Source organism: Methylopila jiangsuensis, from assembly GCF_027922305.1.
In the GTDB taxonomy this organism is placed as follows: Bacteria; Pseudomonadota; Alphaproteobacteria; order Rhizobiales; family Methylopilaceae; genus Methylopila; species Methylopila jiangsuensis.
Map to the genome: position 1 here is coordinate 782,380 of NZ_BSFK01000016.1, position 15,449 is coordinate 797,828.

13 protein-coding genes, 1 tRNA gene, 1 pseudogene and 2 riboswitches are annotated in these 15,449 nt (G+C 70.3%); of the genes and pseudogenes, 9 read left to right on the top strand and 6 right to left on the bottom strand.

Annotated elements, in window-relative coordinates; all coding sequences use genetic code 11:
- Window positions 1-40: 40 nt before the first annotated feature.
- Genes PKE85_RS16695 through PKE85_RS16705 form a run of 3 tightly spaced genes read right to left on the bottom strand, consistent with a single transcriptional unit; the run spans window position 41 to window position 761 of the window.
- Entirely contained in the window at window positions 41-250 is a 210-nt protein-coding gene (locus PKE85_RS16695; RefSeq protein WP_271205895.1) for a hypothetical protein, read from the bottom strand.
- Window positions 247-564, bottom strand: coding sequence for a hypothetical protein (locus PKE85_RS16700; RefSeq protein ID WP_271205896.1), 318 nt, complete (start codon window positions 562-564; stop codon window positions 247-249). The genes PKE85_RS16695 and PKE85_RS16700 overlap by 4 nt, the downstream gene beginning before the upstream one ends.
- Window positions 561-761 (bottom strand): hypothetical protein, encoded by a 201-nt coding sequence (locus PKE85_RS16705; RefSeq protein WP_271205897.1) that lies wholly within the window; start codon window positions 759-761, stop codon window positions 561-563. Before PKE85_RS16705 ends, PKE85_RS16700 begins: the two co-directional genes overlap by 4 nt.
- A gap of 308 nt (window positions 762-1,069) precedes the next feature.
- On the opposite strand from PKE85_RS16705, the gene PKE85_RS16710 reads away from it, so the two are divergent.
- Window positions 1,070-1,984, top strand: coding sequence for a hypothetical protein (locus PKE85_RS16710; RefSeq protein ID WP_271205898.1), 915 nt, complete (start codon window positions 1,070-1,072; stop codon window positions 1,982-1,984).
- Window positions 1,985-2,015: 31 nt separating this feature from the next.
- Here the strand turns inward: PKE85_RS16710 and PKE85_RS16715 are convergent, their stop codons facing one another.
- The gene (locus tag PKE85_RS16715; protein ID WP_271205899.1) at window positions 2,016-2,600 is read right to left on the bottom strand and encodes a CC0125/CC1285 family lipoprotein; all 585 of its coding nucleotides are present in this window, start codon (window positions 2,598-2,600) and stop codon (window positions 2,016-2,018) included.
- 108 nt (window positions 2,601-2,708) lie between these two features.
- Between PKE85_RS16715 and PKE85_RS16720 the strand changes: the two genes are divergently transcribed.
- The 7 genes from PKE85_RS16720 (at window position 2,709) to PKE85_RS16750 (ending at window position 12,010) form a co-directional block, all read left to right on the top strand.
- Window positions 2,709-4,508 (top strand): glucan ABC transporter ATP-binding protein/ permease, encoded by a 1,800-nt coding sequence (locus tag PKE85_RS16720; RefSeq protein ID WP_271205900.1) that lies wholly within the window; start codon window positions 2,709-2,711, stop codon window positions 4,506-4,508.
- A 126-nt stretch (window positions 4,509-4,634) separates the two neighbouring features.
- Complete coding sequence (locus PKE85_RS16725) at window positions 4,635-6,002, top strand: D-alanyl-D-alanine carboxypeptidase family protein (protein ID WP_271205901.1); 1,368 nt, start codon at window positions 4,635-4,637, stop codon at window positions 6,000-6,002.
- A 16-nt stretch (window positions 6,003-6,018) separates the two neighbouring features.
- Window positions 6,019-7,056 carry a CobW family GTP-binding protein gene (locus tag PKE85_RS16730; protein WP_271205902.1) on the top strand — a complete coding sequence of 346 codons (1,038 nt, stop codon included), beginning with the start codon at window positions 6,019-6,021 and terminating at the stop codon, window positions 7,054-7,056.
- A 120-nt stretch (window positions 7,057-7,176) separates the two neighbouring features.
- Complete coding sequence (locus PKE85_RS16735; RefSeq protein WP_271205903.1) at window positions 7,177-8,985, top strand: long-chain-acyl-CoA synthetase; 1,809 nt, start codon at window positions 7,177-7,179, stop codon at window positions 8,983-8,985.
- 145 nt (window positions 8,986-9,130) lie between these two features.
- Window positions 9,131-9,240, top strand: a riboswitch (TPP riboswitch).
- Window positions 9,241-9,318: 78 nt separating this feature from the next.
- Window positions 9,319-11,169 (top strand): phosphomethylpyrimidine synthase ThiC, encoded by a 1,851-nt coding sequence (gene thiC / locus PKE85_RS16740; protein WP_271205904.1) that lies wholly within the window; start codon window positions 9,319-9,321, stop codon window positions 11,167-11,169.
- A gap of 228 nt (window positions 11,170-11,397) precedes the next feature.
- A complete protein-coding gene (locus PKE85_RS16745; protein WP_271205905.1) occupies window positions 11,398-11,610 on the top strand; it encodes a hypothetical protein in 213 nt (70 codons plus the stop codon).
- 314 nt (window positions 11,611-11,924) lie between these two features.
- Window positions 11,925-12,010 (top strand) — tRNA-Leu (locus tag PKE85_RS16750).
- A gap of 262 nt (window positions 12,011-12,272) precedes the next feature.
- Here PKE85_RS16750 and PKE85_RS16755 read toward each other — a convergent pair.
- Both PKE85_RS16755 and PKE85_RS16760 read right to left on the bottom strand, forming a co-directional pair.
- Window positions 12,273-12,726: pseudogene (locus tag PKE85_RS16755) on the bottom strand (IS5 family transposase); the annotation flags it as partial.
- 171 nt (window positions 12,727-12,897) lie between these two features.
- On the bottom strand, window positions 12,898-13,983 hold the full coding sequence (locus PKE85_RS16760) for a 2'-deoxycytidine 5'-triphosphate deaminase (RefSeq protein WP_271205906.1): 1,086 nt from the start codon (window positions 13,981-13,983) through the stop codon (window positions 12,898-12,900).
- Between the two features lie 104 nt (window positions 13,984-14,087).
- Window positions 14,088-14,167, top strand: a riboswitch (SAM riboswitch).
- 63 nt (window positions 14,168-14,230) lie between these two features.
- Here PKE85_RS16760 and PKE85_RS16765 point away from each other — a divergent pair.
- A complete protein-coding gene (locus tag PKE85_RS16765; protein ID WP_271205907.1) occupies window positions 14,231-15,430 on the top strand; it encodes an O-succinylhomoserine sulfhydrylase in 1,200 nt (399 codons plus the stop codon).
- Window positions 15,431-15,449: the final 19 nt, after the last annotated feature.

Genomic DNA, 15,449 nt, shown 5'->3' on the forward strand with positions numbered 1-15,449 from the left:
TGTTTCTCCAGGGGCGCGGCGAGAGTGAGGGCGAGGCGGGTCATCTCTCCCTGATATCGTCGAAATTGCGCTCTGCGAATGGCTGGTCGTGCTCGCCGCGCGCGAACACGATGATGTCGCGGTCGAAGTCGATTTCGCGCCGCGCGCGCCTGTCCCATCCCCGATGGATGAAGTGCGGACGGCCCCAGACCTTCACCGCCGACCAGAACTCGTCGCCGCGGAACCAGACGAAGTGGACGTGGCGGGTCATCGTGGTGTCAGCATGTGCGAGACGATGAGGCTCGCCATGTCGTCGCGGAGCACGTTGACGCGGACTGGCGTGGCGCGCTCGCCGGTGAACCCAATCGCGACCCAGCATAGGCTCCCGTCGTTTAGGCGCTCGTAGCGCAGGAGCCACGGACGCCGGTCCTTGCTGTAGCCCAGGGCGGTCAACCCTTCCGCGACCGGGCCTCCGCGGCCGTCGTCGCAGGGCAGGCCGCTACAAAGCTGCAGGTGCAGGTCGCGCAGGATCGGCGCGCCATCGAGTGGCTCGCTCATGTGCGGATAGCAGATTGGCGGCCTCATGCTCGGCTCCCATCCGGGTGCGTGGGCGTCACGTCGAATGGAGACGGCTCGCGCCAGATCAGCCGACCGTGGGCGTCCTCGACCCTCAGGGTGCCCGGATTGCATTCGGCGTTGGCGACGGCTTCGGCATCGGAGCCGAGCTCCAGCGGATACCAGCCGTTCGCGCGGAAGAAGATGTAGACGCGCTTCTTCGCCATCACCGCGCCTCCGAGGGGAGGGCGGGGAGGGAATGGAGACGAGATAGATCAAGGCGTTGGCCGAAACAACCGGTTAACGCCAAGAGATCGTAAGGCTTCACAGGCGCGCCCGCGTCGCGGCCAGTGGGCCGCGCACGCTCGCCTGCCCGCCTCTTGCGCCGCGAACGCCCGCGTCACGGGCGTGTTGGTCTTTTGACGAGGATGTCTCGGGCGCGAAATGAATCCATAAAAGACCCATAAAGCGCCGAACGGGTTCCGGCGGCTCATTGGGGGGCGGCCGGCGCGGCGCTTGGGGACAGGGGGACGACATGCTGGCCAAACGCCTGCACGTGCAGCTCAATTCATGGACGCCGAACGACTATTCCGAAAGCCGCGGCCACGTTCACGAGCTGGAATGGTATCTCTGGTTCGAGGGGCGGCTCGCCTACAGCCTGTTCGATTACGGGCCGAGCGACGTGGTTCCGCTGCCCGGCTACTTCAGGGACACCCGCACCAACCAGATGGCGATCCGGCCGATGATCTATCCGCTGGTGGTCGCGAACCGGTTCAAGGTCCGGCTGGTGGCGATCGAGCGGGACGGGCCGCAATGGCTCGATCCGGACGACACCGCCAAGGGCGAGTTCGTCATCGACATGGACAAGGACCCGCCGCTCTCCACCTGGCGCATCATCGCCGCCGACCCGCGCAACACCGACCTCAACGTGGAGGCCTCGTTCGAGATCAAATGGCTCGATTACGTGGTGACGGACGAGATCAAGACGGACGATCCGCCCGCCATCGTCGACACCGGAAACCATCCCTACCCGTGGGGCGCCGCCGTGGTGGCGTTCGAGCACTGGCTCGGGCTCGGGCGCCGCGCCGATTTCCGCTTCACCGACCAGAACCGCGCCTCGCGCCGGGAATACTGGATGTTCACCGGCGGGCCCGGCCGGCCTGGGATGGCGAAACGCATGGTGCAGGACGTCTACCGCTTCGGCGTGAACCAGATCGGCCTGCCGAACGACGTCATCAGCAGCCTGTTCGTGCCGAAGATGCAGACCGGGACGGTGACCGTGACGCTCTACGAGCACGACTTCGGCGACGCCCGCTTCGCCCAGGGCGCCAAGACGTACTTCGGAACCCCCGGCCTCTACAATCTGAGAGAGCGCGGCTTTGACGACCGGGCCTCGGCGGTGGAGATTTCGCACACCTATCCGAAGCCCAACCCGTCGCCGGTGAACTGAAGGACGGGACGCCGTGACCGGCGGCGGGGCGTCAGCGCCCCGCCGTGAAGCGCGGCCTGAGGCGTTCGATCACGCCAGCCGCGTCGATCGCGTCCGCCGCGGCCGGATCGTCCGCTTTGACCATGCGAATGACGATGTGCCCCATGGGCTTGATCTCGCGGGGGACGCGGATCGAGGACGGTCCGACGTATGGCGTCTTGGGCGTCAGTCCGGCGCTGAGATAGAGCCGCGACATGTCTGGTTCGCCGCCGGTCGCGAACGACATGTCGGAGCCGCCGGCGGCCGCCTTGAGCACGTTGAAATATCCGACGCCGATCTGATTGTCCGTGACGATGAAACGATCATAACCCGCCGCTCGGGTCAGTTCGGCGGCGCGCAGCATGGCCATGCCCTCGACGAAGCCGAGGCTCGCATAGGCGTTGCCGGCGGATTGCACGCGATACGTGTCCGGACCAAGGCGCTGCTCGGCGTACCCGCCGGTCAGCGCCTGCGGCTGATAGGTCGTCTCCATGGTGACGCAGCCGCCGAGCGCGCCCAGCGCGGCGGCGAGAAGCGCGAACCGGAGCCGACGCGCGAAGCTGGCGCCGGCGCGAGCCCGGAATCGTGTCTGCGGCATGAGAGCGTCCCCGATTCGAAGCGTAGGCAGTATATGTCGGCGTGCGATCTGCGCGCCGTGCCGGCGCCGTCGTGCTTTTGTCCCGATCCACAGGGAACCGCTCCGCCCATGACGCCGTCCTTTGGCCTGTTCGCCACCTACCGCCGCGCCATCGGGCTGCTCGGGCCGGAGAAGCCGCTCGCGGCGGCGCTGGTGGCGGGCAACGTGGCGCTGGCGCTCGCCGCCTTCGCCGAGCCGGTGCTGTTCGGCCGCATCGTCGACGCGCTGACCCGGGGCGAGACCGGGGACCTCGGCCTGATCGCGGCGCTGTGGGCGGGCATCGCGCTCGCGGCCATCGTGGGCCGGGTGCTGGTGGGGCTGAACGCGGACAAGCTCACCCATCGCCGGCGCCTCGCGGCGCTCACCGAGGCCTTCGGCCACACGCTGTCGCTGCCGCTGAGCTTCCACCGCCGCACCCATTCGGGCCGGGTGGTGAAGGCGCTCGTCACCGGCGCCAACGCGCTCGCCGACGTGTGGCTCGCCTTCTTCCGCTCCGGCTGCGCCACGCTGGTGGGGCTCGCGGCGCTGCTGCCGGCGAGCCTCGCGCTCAACCCCTGGCTCGGCCTGATCCTGATCGGCCTCGTGGTCCTGTTCGGCGTCGCTATCACCGCGCTGCTGCGCAAGACCCAGTCGCGGCAGGAGAACGTGGAGAGCTTCCATTCCGACGTCGCCCAGCGCGCCGCCGACGCGGTGGGCAACGTGGCCGTGGTGCAGAGCTTCGCCCGCATCCGCGCCGAGGTGGGCGGCCTGCGGGACGTGATGCAGCGCCTGCTGGATGCGCAGATGCCGGTGCTGTCCTGGTGGGCGTGGGCGGCCGCCGCGACCCCCGCCGCGGGCACGCTCACCGTGCTCGGCGTGGTGCTGGCGGGCGCGGCGCTGAACGCCCAGGGGCTCGCCAGCGTCGGCGACATCGTCACCTTCGCGGCGCTCGCCACGCTTGTGATCGGCCGGCTCGGCGAGGCGGTGCAGCTCGTCAACATGGCGCTGCTGAACGGGCCGCGCATCGCGGAGCTGCTGGCGCTGCTCGACGCCGCACCCGAGGTGGCGGAGCGGGAGGGCGCCCGCGATCCGGGCCGGGTGAAGGGCCTGATCGCCTTCGAGGACGTGTCCTTCGCCTATGAGCCGTCCCGGCCCACGCTGGTCGACGTCAGCTTCGAGGCCCGTCCCGGCTCCATGGTGGCGCTGGTGGGCGCCACCGGCTCGGGCAAGTCCACCGCGCTGTCGCTGCTTCACCGGGCGTTCGACCCGCAAGGAGGCCGCGTCGCCATCGACGGGGTGGACATCCGCGACATGACGCTGGACGGGCTCCGGCGGAACATCGGCGTGGTGTTCCAGGAGCCGATGCTGTTCGCCCGCACCATCGCCGACAACCTGCGCGTCGGCCGGCCCGACGCCACCGACGCCGAGCTGGAGGAGGCTTGCGCCAGGGCCGAGGTGCTCGACGTGGTGCGCCGGCTGCCGAACGGCTTCCAAACCGAGCTCGGCGAACGCGGCGCCTCGCTCTCGGGCGGCGAGCGCCAGCGTCTCGCCATAGCCCGCGCGCTGCTGAAGGACCCGCCGATCCTGGTGCTGGACGAGGCCACCAGCGCGCTCGACGCCGGCACCGAGGCGCGGGTGCAGGCGGCGCTGGACGCGGCGCGGGAAGGCCGCACCACGCTGGTCATCGCCCATCGGCTCGCCACCGTGCGCAGCGCCGATCAGGTGCTGGTGTTCGAGCGCGGCCGCATCGTGGAGCGCGGCCGCTTCGACGACCTCGCGACCGCCGGCGGCCCGTTCTCGCAGCTCGTCGCAGCCCAGGCGCTGGCGCGGGCCCAGGGCCCGAAGGCGGCGTCCTCCACCGTAAAGGACGGGCTCGTGAACGCCCCGTGATTGGCAAGCGGGGGCGCGGGAGGTACAACGGTCCGCGTCGGCCGGCCCCCCGCCGCCGCGCGGCCGGGGGGCGCGGCGCGGCTTCCGCCGATCCCCGTCCGACGCAAGCGCGAGTTCCACCGCCCCATGCTTCAGACCTTCCGCCGCCGCGCCGCCATGTGGCTCGCCATCGCCGCCGCCGCGGGCCTCGCCCTGCCGGCGCAGGCCCAGCCCGTGCTGGTGGCCGACATCGCCACCGGGCAGGTGCTTGAGGCCAACGAGGCCACAACGCCGTGGTATCCGGCGTCGCTCACCAAGCTGATGAGCACCTACGTGGTGCTGACGGCGGTGCGCAACGGCAAGCTCCGTCTCGACACGCCGCTGATCTACACCGCCCGCGCCCAGGCCGAGCCCCCGAGCAAGATGGGCTTCCAGGTGGGCCAGACGGTCACCGTGGACGACGCGCTGAAGATGCTGATGGTTCAATCGGCCAACGACATCGCCTTCCTGCTGGCGGAGGGCGTGTCCGGCTCGGTGGAGGGCTTCGTGGCGGACATGAACCGCACCGCCCGCCAGCTCGGCATGACCAACACCAATTTCGTCAACCCCAACGGCCTTCCGGTGCGTCCCGGTCCGGACCTGCAGCGCACCACCGCGCGGGACATGGCGCTGCTCGCCACCGCCCTCTACCGGGATTTTCCGGGGCAGGCCGGGCTGTTCTCGCTCGACGCCATCCAGATCGGCGACCGCATCCTGCGCAACCACAACGGGCTGATCGGCCGCTATCCGGGCGCGGACGGCATGAAGACCGGCTATGTCTGCTCCTCCGGCTTCAACGTGGTGGCGACCGCGTCGCGCGGCGGCCGGCGGCTGGTGGCGGTGGTGCTGGGCTCCCAGACGCCGATCGAGCGCTCCGAGACCGCGATCGACGCCTTCGAGCGCGGCTTCGCGGCCACCACCGCGCGGGGCACGCTCGCGGGCCTGCCGCAGACGGTGGGCGCCTTCCCCGTCGACCTGCGCGAGAAGATGTGCGGCAAGTCCACCGCCAAGGCCCGCGCCGAGCGCAAGCTCGACCCGACGGGCCACCCGTGGCGGCCGATCCTGATGTCGAAGACGCAGGTCAGCCCGGTGCGGGTCTACGCCACACCGGCGCCGAACGCGCCGGCGGCGGCCCCGAAGCCGAGCGGCCTCGACGAGGACGCCCCGACCGCCTTCGCGCCCGCGGCCGCAGCCGCCACGGGCGCCGCCGCGGCGGTGGCGGGCGCCAAGGCGACGTCCGGCGCGGCCAAAGCCAAGTCGCTGCGCGTCGACGCGCCCAAGAAAAAGGCTGCGAAGCCCGCCGCCAAGGCCGCCAAGAAGGACGGCCGGGTGAAGGTGGAGCTTGCGCCCAAGACCGGAGCCAAGGCCGCACCCAAGACGGGGGCGAAGACGCTCGGGGCGGGGACCGTCGCGCCGCAGCCGCTGTCGGGCTCCATCGGCCGCAACGCCCAGCCGGCCGGGCCGTCCGCGTTCTGACGGCCGCGCCTGCGCCATGCCCGATCCGCGCCGCCCGGAGCCGCTGCCGCTCGTCCTGCTCACGGGCTTCCTCGGCGCGGGCAAGACCACGCTGCTGAACCGGCTGCTGCGCGATCCGGCGCTGGCGAACGCCGCCGTGCTGGTGAACGAGCTCGGCGAGATCGGCGTCGACCACCTGCTGGTGGAGCATGCGGAGGAGGGCGTCATCGCGCTCGCCGGCGGCTGCCTGTGCTGCGGCGTGCGCGGCGAGCTGGTGGACGCGCTGGAGAACCTGCTCCGGGCCCGAGACAACGGACGCCTGCCGCCGTTCGACCGGCTGGTGATCGAGACCACGGGCCTCGCGGATCCCGCGCCCGCGCTGCAGACGCTGATGCTGCACCCCTATCTGGCGCTCCGGTTCCATCTCGCCGCCGTGGTGACGGTGGTGGACGCCTCCGACGGCGGCGCCACGCTTCTCGCTTCGCCCGAGGCGGCGCGGCAGGCGGCGATGGCCGACCGGATCGTCCTGTCCAAGACCGATCTCGCCACGCCCGAACAGTTCGCCGCCACCCGCGCGGCGGTCGCCCGTCTGGCGCCGACGGCGGAGGTGGCGAGCGCCACGGAGGCGGACGCCGCCGCGCTGCTCGCCCCTGCGGAAGGGCCGCGCCGGGGGCTCGACGCCGCCCCTCTCGGCCACGGCGCCGTGCGCGCCGTCAGCATGGAGAGCGAGGCGCCGCTGACGCGGGCGGCCTACGACCTGTTCGTGGAGCTGCTGCGCTCGGCCCACGCCGCCAAGCTGCTGCGGCTGAAAGGTCTGGTGCGGCTGGTGGAGGAGCCGGATCGGCCGCTGCTGGTGCAGGGCGTGCGCCATGTGTTCGCGGAGCCGCGCGTCCTCGACGCCTGGCCCGACGACGACCGGCGCACCCGGCTCGTCGCCATCGGCGAGGGACTGGAGCCCGGCCTGCTCGCCGGGCTCTACGCCGCCTTCGCCGGGCAGGTCGCGCCGGACCGGCCGGACCGCGCGGCGCTGACCGAGAATCCGCTGGCGCCGCGCTCCGGCGGCCTTCTCGGTTAACGTTATCCCACCGCTCTGGACACCGCCCGCCGGGGCGGGCTTCATGGGCGGCGAACGCAACGATACGACGCGCCGAAGCCTGTCCGCTCAGGCTGCACGGCGCGCAGCGGGAGGTGGTTCATGGCTCGGGCGTCACGACTGACGCGGGAATGGCGCTGCGTCACCGGCGCGCTGAGGGCGCTGAGGGCGACGACCCATATCGGCCGCAACCGCTCCCGGGTGTTCCCGCATGTGGTGGCGGAGCTCGCCGCGAAACACCGCGACCGGATCGCGCTGATCTCGGACCGGGAGACCTTCACCTACGCCGAGCTCGACGCCCGCGCCAACGCTTACGCCCGCTGGGCGAAGGCGAACGGCGTCGGCAAGGGCGACGTGGTGGCGCTGATGTCGCTCAACCGGCCGGACTATCTGGCCTTCTGGGTCGGCGTCACGCGGGTCGGCGGCGTGGTCGCGCTGCTCAACACCAACCTGACCGGCGCGCCGCTCGCCCATTGCGTCAGCATCGTCGCGCCGAAGCACGTGGTGGTGGGCGCCGACCTGGCGGAGGCTTACGCCGGGGCCGAGGCGCTGGTGACCCATCAGCCCCCGCCGCAGGTCTGGGTCCATGGCGGCGAGGCGCAGGGCTGGCCGCGGGTGGACCTCGCCGCCGAAGCGCTCGGGCGCGCGCCGCTGCGGGCCGAGGAGCTGCCGGCGCTCTCCATCGACGACCGGGCGCTGTTCATCTACACCAGCGGCACCACCGGCATGCCCAAGGCCGCCAACATCAACCATTACCGGCTGATGGCGATCTCCCACGGCTTCATGGGCGTGATGGGAATCCGGCCCGACGACCGCATGTACGACTGCCTGCCGATGTACCACACGGTGGGCGGCGTCATCGCCGCCTGCGCGCCGCTGCTTGTGGGCGGCTCGGTGGTGATCCGGGAGAAGTTCCGCGCCAGTTCGTTCTGGGACGACGTGGCGGCCACCGACTGCACCATGATCGAATACATCGGCGAACTCTGCCGCTACCTGATCCACACGCCTGTGAGCGAGGGCGAAACGCGCCACAAGGTCCGGCTCGCCTGCGGCAACGGCATGCGGCCGGACGTGTGGCCGACCTTCGTGGAGCGCTTCCGCATCCCGCGGGTGCTGGAATGGTACGCGGCGACGGAGGGCAACGTGGCGCTGTTCAACTTCGACGGCGCCGAGGGAGCGGTCGGGCGCATCCCGTTCTACATGAAGCGGAAATTTCCCACCAAGGTGGTGCGCTTCGACATGGAGGCGGGCGAGCCCGTGCGCGGCCCGGACGGGCGCTGCATCGAATGCGCGGCCGGAGAGGTGGGCGAGATCATCGGCCGCATCCTGAACGACCCGTCCAAGCCCTCCATGCGCTTCGAGGGCTACGCCGACCCGGAGGCGACCCGCCGCAAGATCCTCGCCGACGCCTTCGAGCCCGGCGACCGCTGGTTCCGCACCGGCGACCTGATGCGCCAGGACGAGCAGGGCTATTTCTATTTCGTCGACCGCATCGGCGACACCTTCCGCTGGAAGGGCGAGAACGTGGCCACCTCCGAGGTCGCCGAGACCATCTCGGTGTTTCCCGGCGTCCGAGACGTGAACGTCTACGGCGTCCGCATCCCCGGCTACGACGGCCGCGCCGGCATGGCGCTGGTCGCGCCGGGGGAGGGCGGCGTCGATCTTGCGGGCCTGCACGAGCATGTGCGCCGGAACCTTCCGCACTACGCCCGTCCGGTGTTCCTGCGGCTCGCGCCGGAGGTGGAGGTCACCGGCACGCTGAAGCAGCGCAAGGTGGATCTGGTGGACGAGGGCGCCGATCCGTCGCGGGTGCGCGATCCGCTCTACTTCGCCCACCCGACGGACGGCCGCTATGTGCCGCTCGACGCCGCGCTCTACGACGCGATCGCGACCCAGCGCCTGCGGCCGTGAGGCGGCCGGCTGCGGGATCCGTCACCCGTCATGCCCGCCTGCGGCGGGCGTGACGGCGGGCGGGTCCACGCGCGATCGAAGTCGGCGAGGGGACCCGCCCGCGACGTTTCGTCTCGACACGAGCTTCGAGCGCTTCTAACATCCCATCCATTCCGAGGGGCGTCCGGCTGCAATGCCGGGCTGAGATGGCGCTACGCCGATCCCTTAGAACCTGATCCGGGTCATGCCGGCGAAGGGACGGGAGCTTGCGGCCGCGCGTGGAGAGCGGCCCCCCAGACTTGTTCGTCATCATCCCGGATCTCCCGAACGAGAACATCGAGGAGGAGATCCCCCATGAACGTCCATGTTCCGCCGAAGGACGCCAAGGCCGCGCCTGAAAGCGTCACCACCGGGCCGATCTTCGGCTCCCGCAAGGTCTACGCCGCCCCGAAGTCGCATCCCGAACTCCGGGTGCCGTTCCGCGAGATCGCGCTCAGCGATCCGAGCGAGCCGGCGGTGCGCGTCTACGACCCCTCCGGCCCCTACACCGAGACCGACCCGGCGATCGACCTCGCCAACGGCCTGCCGGCGGTGCGCGAGAGCTGGATCGCGGCCCGCGGCTACCCGACCGTCGCCGGCCGCGCCGTGAAGCCCGAGGACAACGGCAACGTCTCCGCCGAGCGGCTGGTGGCCCCGTGTCCGGCGACCCGCTCCATCCGCGAGGCCGCCGCCGGCCAGCTCGTCACCCAGTACGAGTTCGCGCGCGCCGGGATCATCACCGAGGAGATGGTCTATGTGGCCTTCCGCGAGAACCTCGCCCGCGAGGCGGCGGTCGCAGGCTCCGACGAGCGCCGCGCCGACGGCGAGGACTTCGGCGCCGAGATCCCGGAGTTCGTGACGCCGGAGTTCGTGCGCTCGGAAGTGGCGCGCGGCCGGGCCATCATTCCGGCCAACATCAACCACGTCGAGCTTGAGCCGATGGCGATCGGCCGCAACTTCCTGGTGAAGGTCAACGCCAACATCGGCAACTCGGCCGTCACCTCCGGCGCGGCCGAAGAGGTGGAGAAGCTGGTCTGGGCCATCCGCTGGGGCGGCGACACGGTGATGGACCTCTCCACAGGCCGCAACATCCACAACATCCGCTCCTGGATCATCCGCAACTCGCCGGTGCCGATCGGCACCGTGCCGATCTATCAGGCGCTGGAGAAGGTGGACGGCGACCCGCTGAAGCTCGACTGGGAGGTGTTCAAGGACACGCTGATCGAGCAGGCCGAGCAGGGCGTCGACTACTTCACCATCCACGCCGGCGTGCGCCTCGCCCATGTGCCGCTGACGGCGAACCGCGTCACCGGCATCGTGTCGCGCGGCGGCTCGATCATGGCGCGCTGGTGCCTCGCCGGGCACCGCGAGAGCTTCCTCTACGAGCGCTTCGACGAGATCTGCGACATCATGCGCAAGTATGACGTGTCGTTCTCGCTGGGCGACGGCCTGCGGCCCGGCTCCATCGCCGACGCCAACGACGCCGCCCAGTTCGCCGAGCTGGAGACGCTGGGCGAACTGACCAAGATCGCCTGGGACAAGGGCTGTCAGGTGATGATCGAGGGCCCCGGCCATGTGCCGATGCACAAGATCAAGGCCAACATGGACAAGCAGCTCAAGGTGTGCGGCGAGGCGCCGTTCTACACGCTCGGGCCGCTCACCACGGACGTGGCGCCGGGCTACGACCACATCACCTCCGGCATCGGCGCGGCCATGATCGGCTGGTTCGGCACGGCGATGCTCTGCTACGTCACGCCGAAGGAGCATCTCGGCCTGCCGAACCGCGACGACGTGAAGACCGGCGTCATCACCTATCGCATCGCCGCCCATGCGGCGGACCTCGCCAAGGGCCATCCGGCGGCCAAGCTCCGGGACGACGCGCTCTCCCGCGCCCGGTTCGATTTCCGCTGGGAGGACCAGTTCAACCTCTCGCTCGACCCGGACACCGCCCGCGCCTATCACGACGAGACCCTGCCCAAGGACGCGCACAAGGTGGCGCATTTCTGCTCCATGTGCGGACCGAAGTTCTGCTCCATGAAGATCACGCAGGACCTGCGCGCCGAAGTCCGCGCCCAGAACGTCACGTTCGAGGCGCAGGAGGGCATGAAGAAGAAGTCCGAGGAGTTCCTGCAGCAGGGCGGCGCGCTCTACGTCGCGGCGGAGTGAGGGGCGGCGCTGACGAGCTGGGAGCGCCCGTCGCGGTTCGCGACGGGCGCGAAAGGCCTGCGGCCGAAACGCGGCGGCGAACCGCGATCGTTGCGAAATTGTGAAGCCTTGGCCCGCGGCTCATGCGAAAGTCGCATGGCTCCGGCGATCAGAACGCTCGTTGTGCGCTGCGGCATCGGGTTTACATTGTCTCCAACACCTTCGGGTGACTAATGTTTGGAGATGATCGTGGCTCGCAATCTGTCCGTCGCGATGGGCCGTCCGCTACCGGCCTTTCGCATGCGCAACATACTCCGGGACGCCGTTCAGGCGGTGGGGCTGGTCTTCGCCGCCGGCCGCGTGGCCCGCGCCATGGAGGCCCGCCGGGCCCCGGCGCTCGGCGACCTTGAGACCCTCGGCCTCGGCGACGTGGCCGAGCTGAAGCAACCTTACCGCGCCTGACGCCGGCTGTTCCGGCTCGAGCGACGTTTCAAGCGCGCCGCGCCTTTCGGGGCCGGCGCGCTTTTTCGTGCGCGACTCAAAGCGGCTCGGCTTGGACAGGGCCTGCCGCGCTCGTCCCGATGACGCGGCCCGACCGCGCGTGCGGACGTGGCGAACCCGGCGGACGCACGAGACTTGGAATCCCGCCATTTTAGCTAAAAAATGAAATCAAATCAGTAATTTGACTCTGATCTCATGTTGTCGGGCCTGACATAGGCTTGAGGCGCGTGGCTCGCATAAGTCGCAGTCATGGGTTATGGGGCGGGAGACGGATTGGCCGCTTGCCGAAACTGGTAGACGGAAGGCACTTAAAATGCCTCGGGCAGCGCCCGTGTGGGTTCGAGTCCCACAGCGGCCACCACGCCACTACGCTCCATGACCCAACCGGGCGCGACGCTCGCCCGGCGTTCTCGATCGAGTTCTTCCTGAAAAACCCCAGCCCGCCGGTCAGCGTATTGACGATCGAACCAGGCGTTTTTCAATTTAGGCTTCTGCACATCCTGCATTTGCGACGTAACGTCGGGATTCGTCTTCGGGGATAGGCGTCGAGGGTGAATCGACATTCACCGCATCCCGAGCTTTGCTGATGCGAGGTGGATGAAGTTCAGGAAGTGGACGGCGCGGCTGTCATAGGCCGTGTCGGCGAGCACGTGGTCGGCGCGCCGGCCTTTGATGAGCGTCGGGGCTTGCGTCACGTCGTCGGTCTGGCCGGGCGTGGGAATGAAGCGCAGCGGCCGGCCGAAGCCGTCGGCCAGCATGTGGACCTTGGTGGTCCGTCCTCCTCCGGAGCGCCCCGGAGCCTGGTCGCGCGCGCTCCTTTTCCGGTCGCGGCCTGCTGAGGGGCCCTGACCAGCGTCGTGTCGAGCATCAGGTCGTCGTTCTTCAGATCAGCGCTTCGAACGCGCGCCCCCAGACGCCGGCCTTGGCCCAGCGCGAGAAGCGCTTGCGCAGGCTCTTCCATTTGCCATAGCGCTCGCGCAGATCGCGCCTGAGCGCAGCGCCCAAGGCGCGCCGCCGACAAACAGCCGGTTGTCTGCGGCCCGGATCCCCGGCCTTGCCCGGAAGCAGCGGCGCTATCCGCGTCCCTTGCGCCCGTCAGCTCGCAACGTCTTGCCATCCAAGCCCTCCGAATCGAACGATCCGGAGCGCAAGGAATTCAGCGCTTACGCCTCGCGTGAATCCTGAGTGTCGATGCGGGCTAGGGCAATGTTTGCTGCGATTCCAAGGCAAGGGCGCGTGCGGGTCGCGTCACGGCGCGCGGAAGTGCTTCGAGAGCTTGAGGCCCTGGCCCTGGTAGTTCGAGGTGGCGAGTTCGCCGTAGAGCGTCCTGGGGCGCTCCAGCATGCGTTCGTAGACGAGGCGGCCCACCGTCTGGCCGTGCTCCAGGATGAACGGCACCTCGTGGCTGCGCACCTCGAGCACCGCGCGGGCGCCGGCGCCGCGGCCTTGCGCGTGGCCGAAGCCGGGGTCGAAGAAGCCGGCGTAATGCACCCGGAACTCGCCCACCAGCGGATCGAACGGCGTCATCTCCGCGGCGTGGTCCGGCGGGGCGGAGACCGCCTCCCGGGAGGCGAGGATGTAGAACTGGCCGGGGTCCAGCACCAGCCCTGAGCGTCCCGCCCGCACCGGCTCCCAGAACTCGCCCACGTCGTGGGCGCCCGGACGGTCCATGTCCACCACGCCGGTGTGGCGCTTGGCGCGCCAGCCCACCACCCCGTCCGCGCCGCCGCGAAGGTCGACCGTCACGGCGACGCCGTCCCGGATGTCGGGCTGTTCGGTGTCGATCAGCCGCTCGCGCGCCTGCAGCGCCGCGAGCTCCGCGTCGTCGAGTCGGGCGTGGCCCCGCCGGAGGCGGAGCTGCGACAGCCGCGAGCCGGCGCGCACCAGCACCGGGAAGGTGCGCGGGCTGATCTCCGCGAACAGCGCGCCGCGATAGCCGGCGGGAACCACGTCGAAGGCGCGGGCGCCGTCGGCGATCACGCGGGTGAACACGTCGAGCCGGCCGGTGGAGCTTTTGGGGTTGGTGGCGCCGGCGACGCCCGCCGGCAGGTCGAGGCTCTCCATCAGCGGCGCGACGTAGACGCAGCCGGTCTCCAGCACCGCGCCGGCGGAAAGGTCGATGGTGTGCAGCGTCAGCTCGGCGAGGCGCTCCGCCACCGTGCGCCCCGCGCCCGGCAGGAAGCTCGCCCGCACCCGGTGCACCACCGGACCGAGCCGCAGGTCGAGGCTCGCGGGCTGCGCCTGGTCGGCGGCCGCGGGACGTTCGAGCCGGATCGCGCCCGTCGCGATCAGCCGCTCGATCTCCTGGCTCGGAAGGATGCCGCCCTGGCTCATGTGGTTCGCGTCTCCCGGCCTGCCCGCCGCGCATGGCTCTCGCGCGCGGCCAACCGTTCGTTTACGCGAACGCGGCGTTGACGCAAGGCGGCATGGGGTCTAGGCATCGTTCCCGTGGTTCCTTGGGCCGGCCGGCTTGCAGCCACGTTAAAACAACCCGTTAAAAGGCCGGATTGCGCGCTTGAACCCCTGAACGCGTCGGGGGATCGCCCGTGCGACCCGGCCCGTTTCGAGGTCGCATCGTCCGATGAGCCGTCGCCCCCTTCCCGCCGACCGGGCGCTTTCGCCCGCCACCCTGCTGATCCACGAGGCCGAGGCCCGCTCCGGCTACGGCGAGATGTCCGAGGCCATGTTCCTCACCTCGGGCTTCGCCTACGACACCATGGAGGCGGCGGAGGCCCGCTTCGACGGCCGCGATCCGGGCTTCATCTACTCCCGCTTCTCCAACCCGACCGTCGCCACCTTCGAGAAGCGCATGATCGCGCTCGAAGGCGCGGAGGCCGGGCGCGCCACCGCCAGCGGCATGGCGGCGGTGACGGCGGCCATGCTGTGCCAGCTCAACGCCGGCGACCATGTGGTGGCCGCCAGGGCGCTGTTCGGCTCCTGCCGCTATGTGGTGGAGGACCTGTGCCCCCGCTTCGGCATCGCGTCCACGCTGGTGGACGGCGCGGACCTCGCCCAGTGGCGCGCGGCCATCCGGCCCGAGACCAAGGTTCTGTTCCTGGAGAGCCCCACCAACCCGACGCTGGAGGTCTACGACATCGCGGCGGTCGCGGCGATCGCCCACGACGCCGGGGCGCGGCTGGTGGTGGACAACGTGTTCGCCACCCCGATCCTGCAGAAGCCGCTCGCGCTCGGCGCCGACGTGGTGGTCTATTCCGCCACCAAGCACATCGACGGCCAGGGCCGGGTGCTGGGGGGCATGGTCCTCGGCTCCGAAAAGTTCATCATGGACCATCTGCACACCTTCCTGCGGCAGACGGGCCCCTCGCTGTCGCCGTTCAACGCCTGGACGCTGGCCAAGGGGCTGGAGACGCTGTCCCTGCGGGTGGAGCGGGCGCAGGCCACCGCGGGCCGGATCGCGGATGTCCTCGCCGAGCACCCGAAGATCACGAAGCTGACCTATTGCGGCCGGGCGGACCATCCGCAGGCGGAGCTCATCAGGAAGCAGATGAAGGGCGGCGGCACGCTGGTGACGTTCCGGGTCGGGGACGACAAGGCCGCCGCCTTCCGCTTCGGCAACGCGTTGGAGATCATCAAGATCTCCAACAACCTCGGCGACGCCAAGTCGATCCTGACCCATCCCGCCACCACCACCCATCAGCGCCTGTCGCCGGAGGCGCGGGCCGAGATGGGCGTCGTGGACGCCACGCTGCGGCTGTCGGTGGGGCTCGAGGATCCGGACGACCTGATCGAGGACATCCTCCGCGCGCTCGAGACGGTCTGAGAGCCTCAAACGAAACGGG

Coding starts and splice junctions, on each gene's coding strand:
- PKE85_RS16695 (WP_271205895.1), bottom strand. CDS start 250: ATGACCCGCCACGTCCACTTCGTCTGGTTCCGCGGCGACGAGTTCTGG.
- PKE85_RS16700 (WP_271205896.1), bottom strand. CDS start 564: ATGAGGCCGCCAATCTGCTATCCGCACATGAGCGAGCCACTCGATGGC.
- PKE85_RS16705 (WP_271205897.1), bottom strand. CDS start 761: ATGGCGAAGAAGCGCGTCTACATCTTCTTCCGCGCGAACGGCTGGTAT.
- PKE85_RS16710 (WP_271205898.1), top strand. CDS start 1,070: ATGCTGGCCAAACGCCTGCACGTGCAGCTCAATTCATGGACGCCGAAC.
- PKE85_RS16715 (WP_271205899.1), bottom strand. CDS start 2,600: ATGCCGCAGACACGATTCCGGGCTCGCGCCGGCGCCAGCTTCGCGCGT.
- PKE85_RS16720 (WP_271205900.1), top strand. CDS start 2,709: ATGACGCCGTCCTTTGGCCTGTTCGCCACCTACCGCCGCGCCATCGGG.
- PKE85_RS16725 (WP_271205901.1), top strand. CDS start 4,635: ATGCTTCAGACCTTCCGCCGCCGCGCCGCCATGTGGCTCGCCATCGCC.
- PKE85_RS16730 (WP_271205902.1), top strand. CDS start 6,019: ATGCCCGATCCGCGCCGCCCGGAGCCGCTGCCGCTCGTCCTGCTCACG.
- PKE85_RS16735 (WP_271205903.1), top strand. CDS start 7,177: ATGGCTCGGGCGTCACGACTGACGCGGGAATGGCGCTGCGTCACCGGC.
- thiC (WP_271205904.1), top strand. CDS start 9,319: ATGAACGTCCATGTTCCGCCGAAGGACGCCAAGGCCGCGCCTGAAAGC.
- PKE85_RS16760 (WP_271205906.1), bottom strand. CDS start 13,983: ATGAGCCAGGGCGGCATCCTTCCGAGCCAGGAGATCGAGCGGCTGATC.
- PKE85_RS16765 (WP_271205907.1), top strand. CDS start 14,231: ATGAGCCGTCGCCCCCTTCCCGCCGACCGGGCGCTTTCGCCCGCCACC.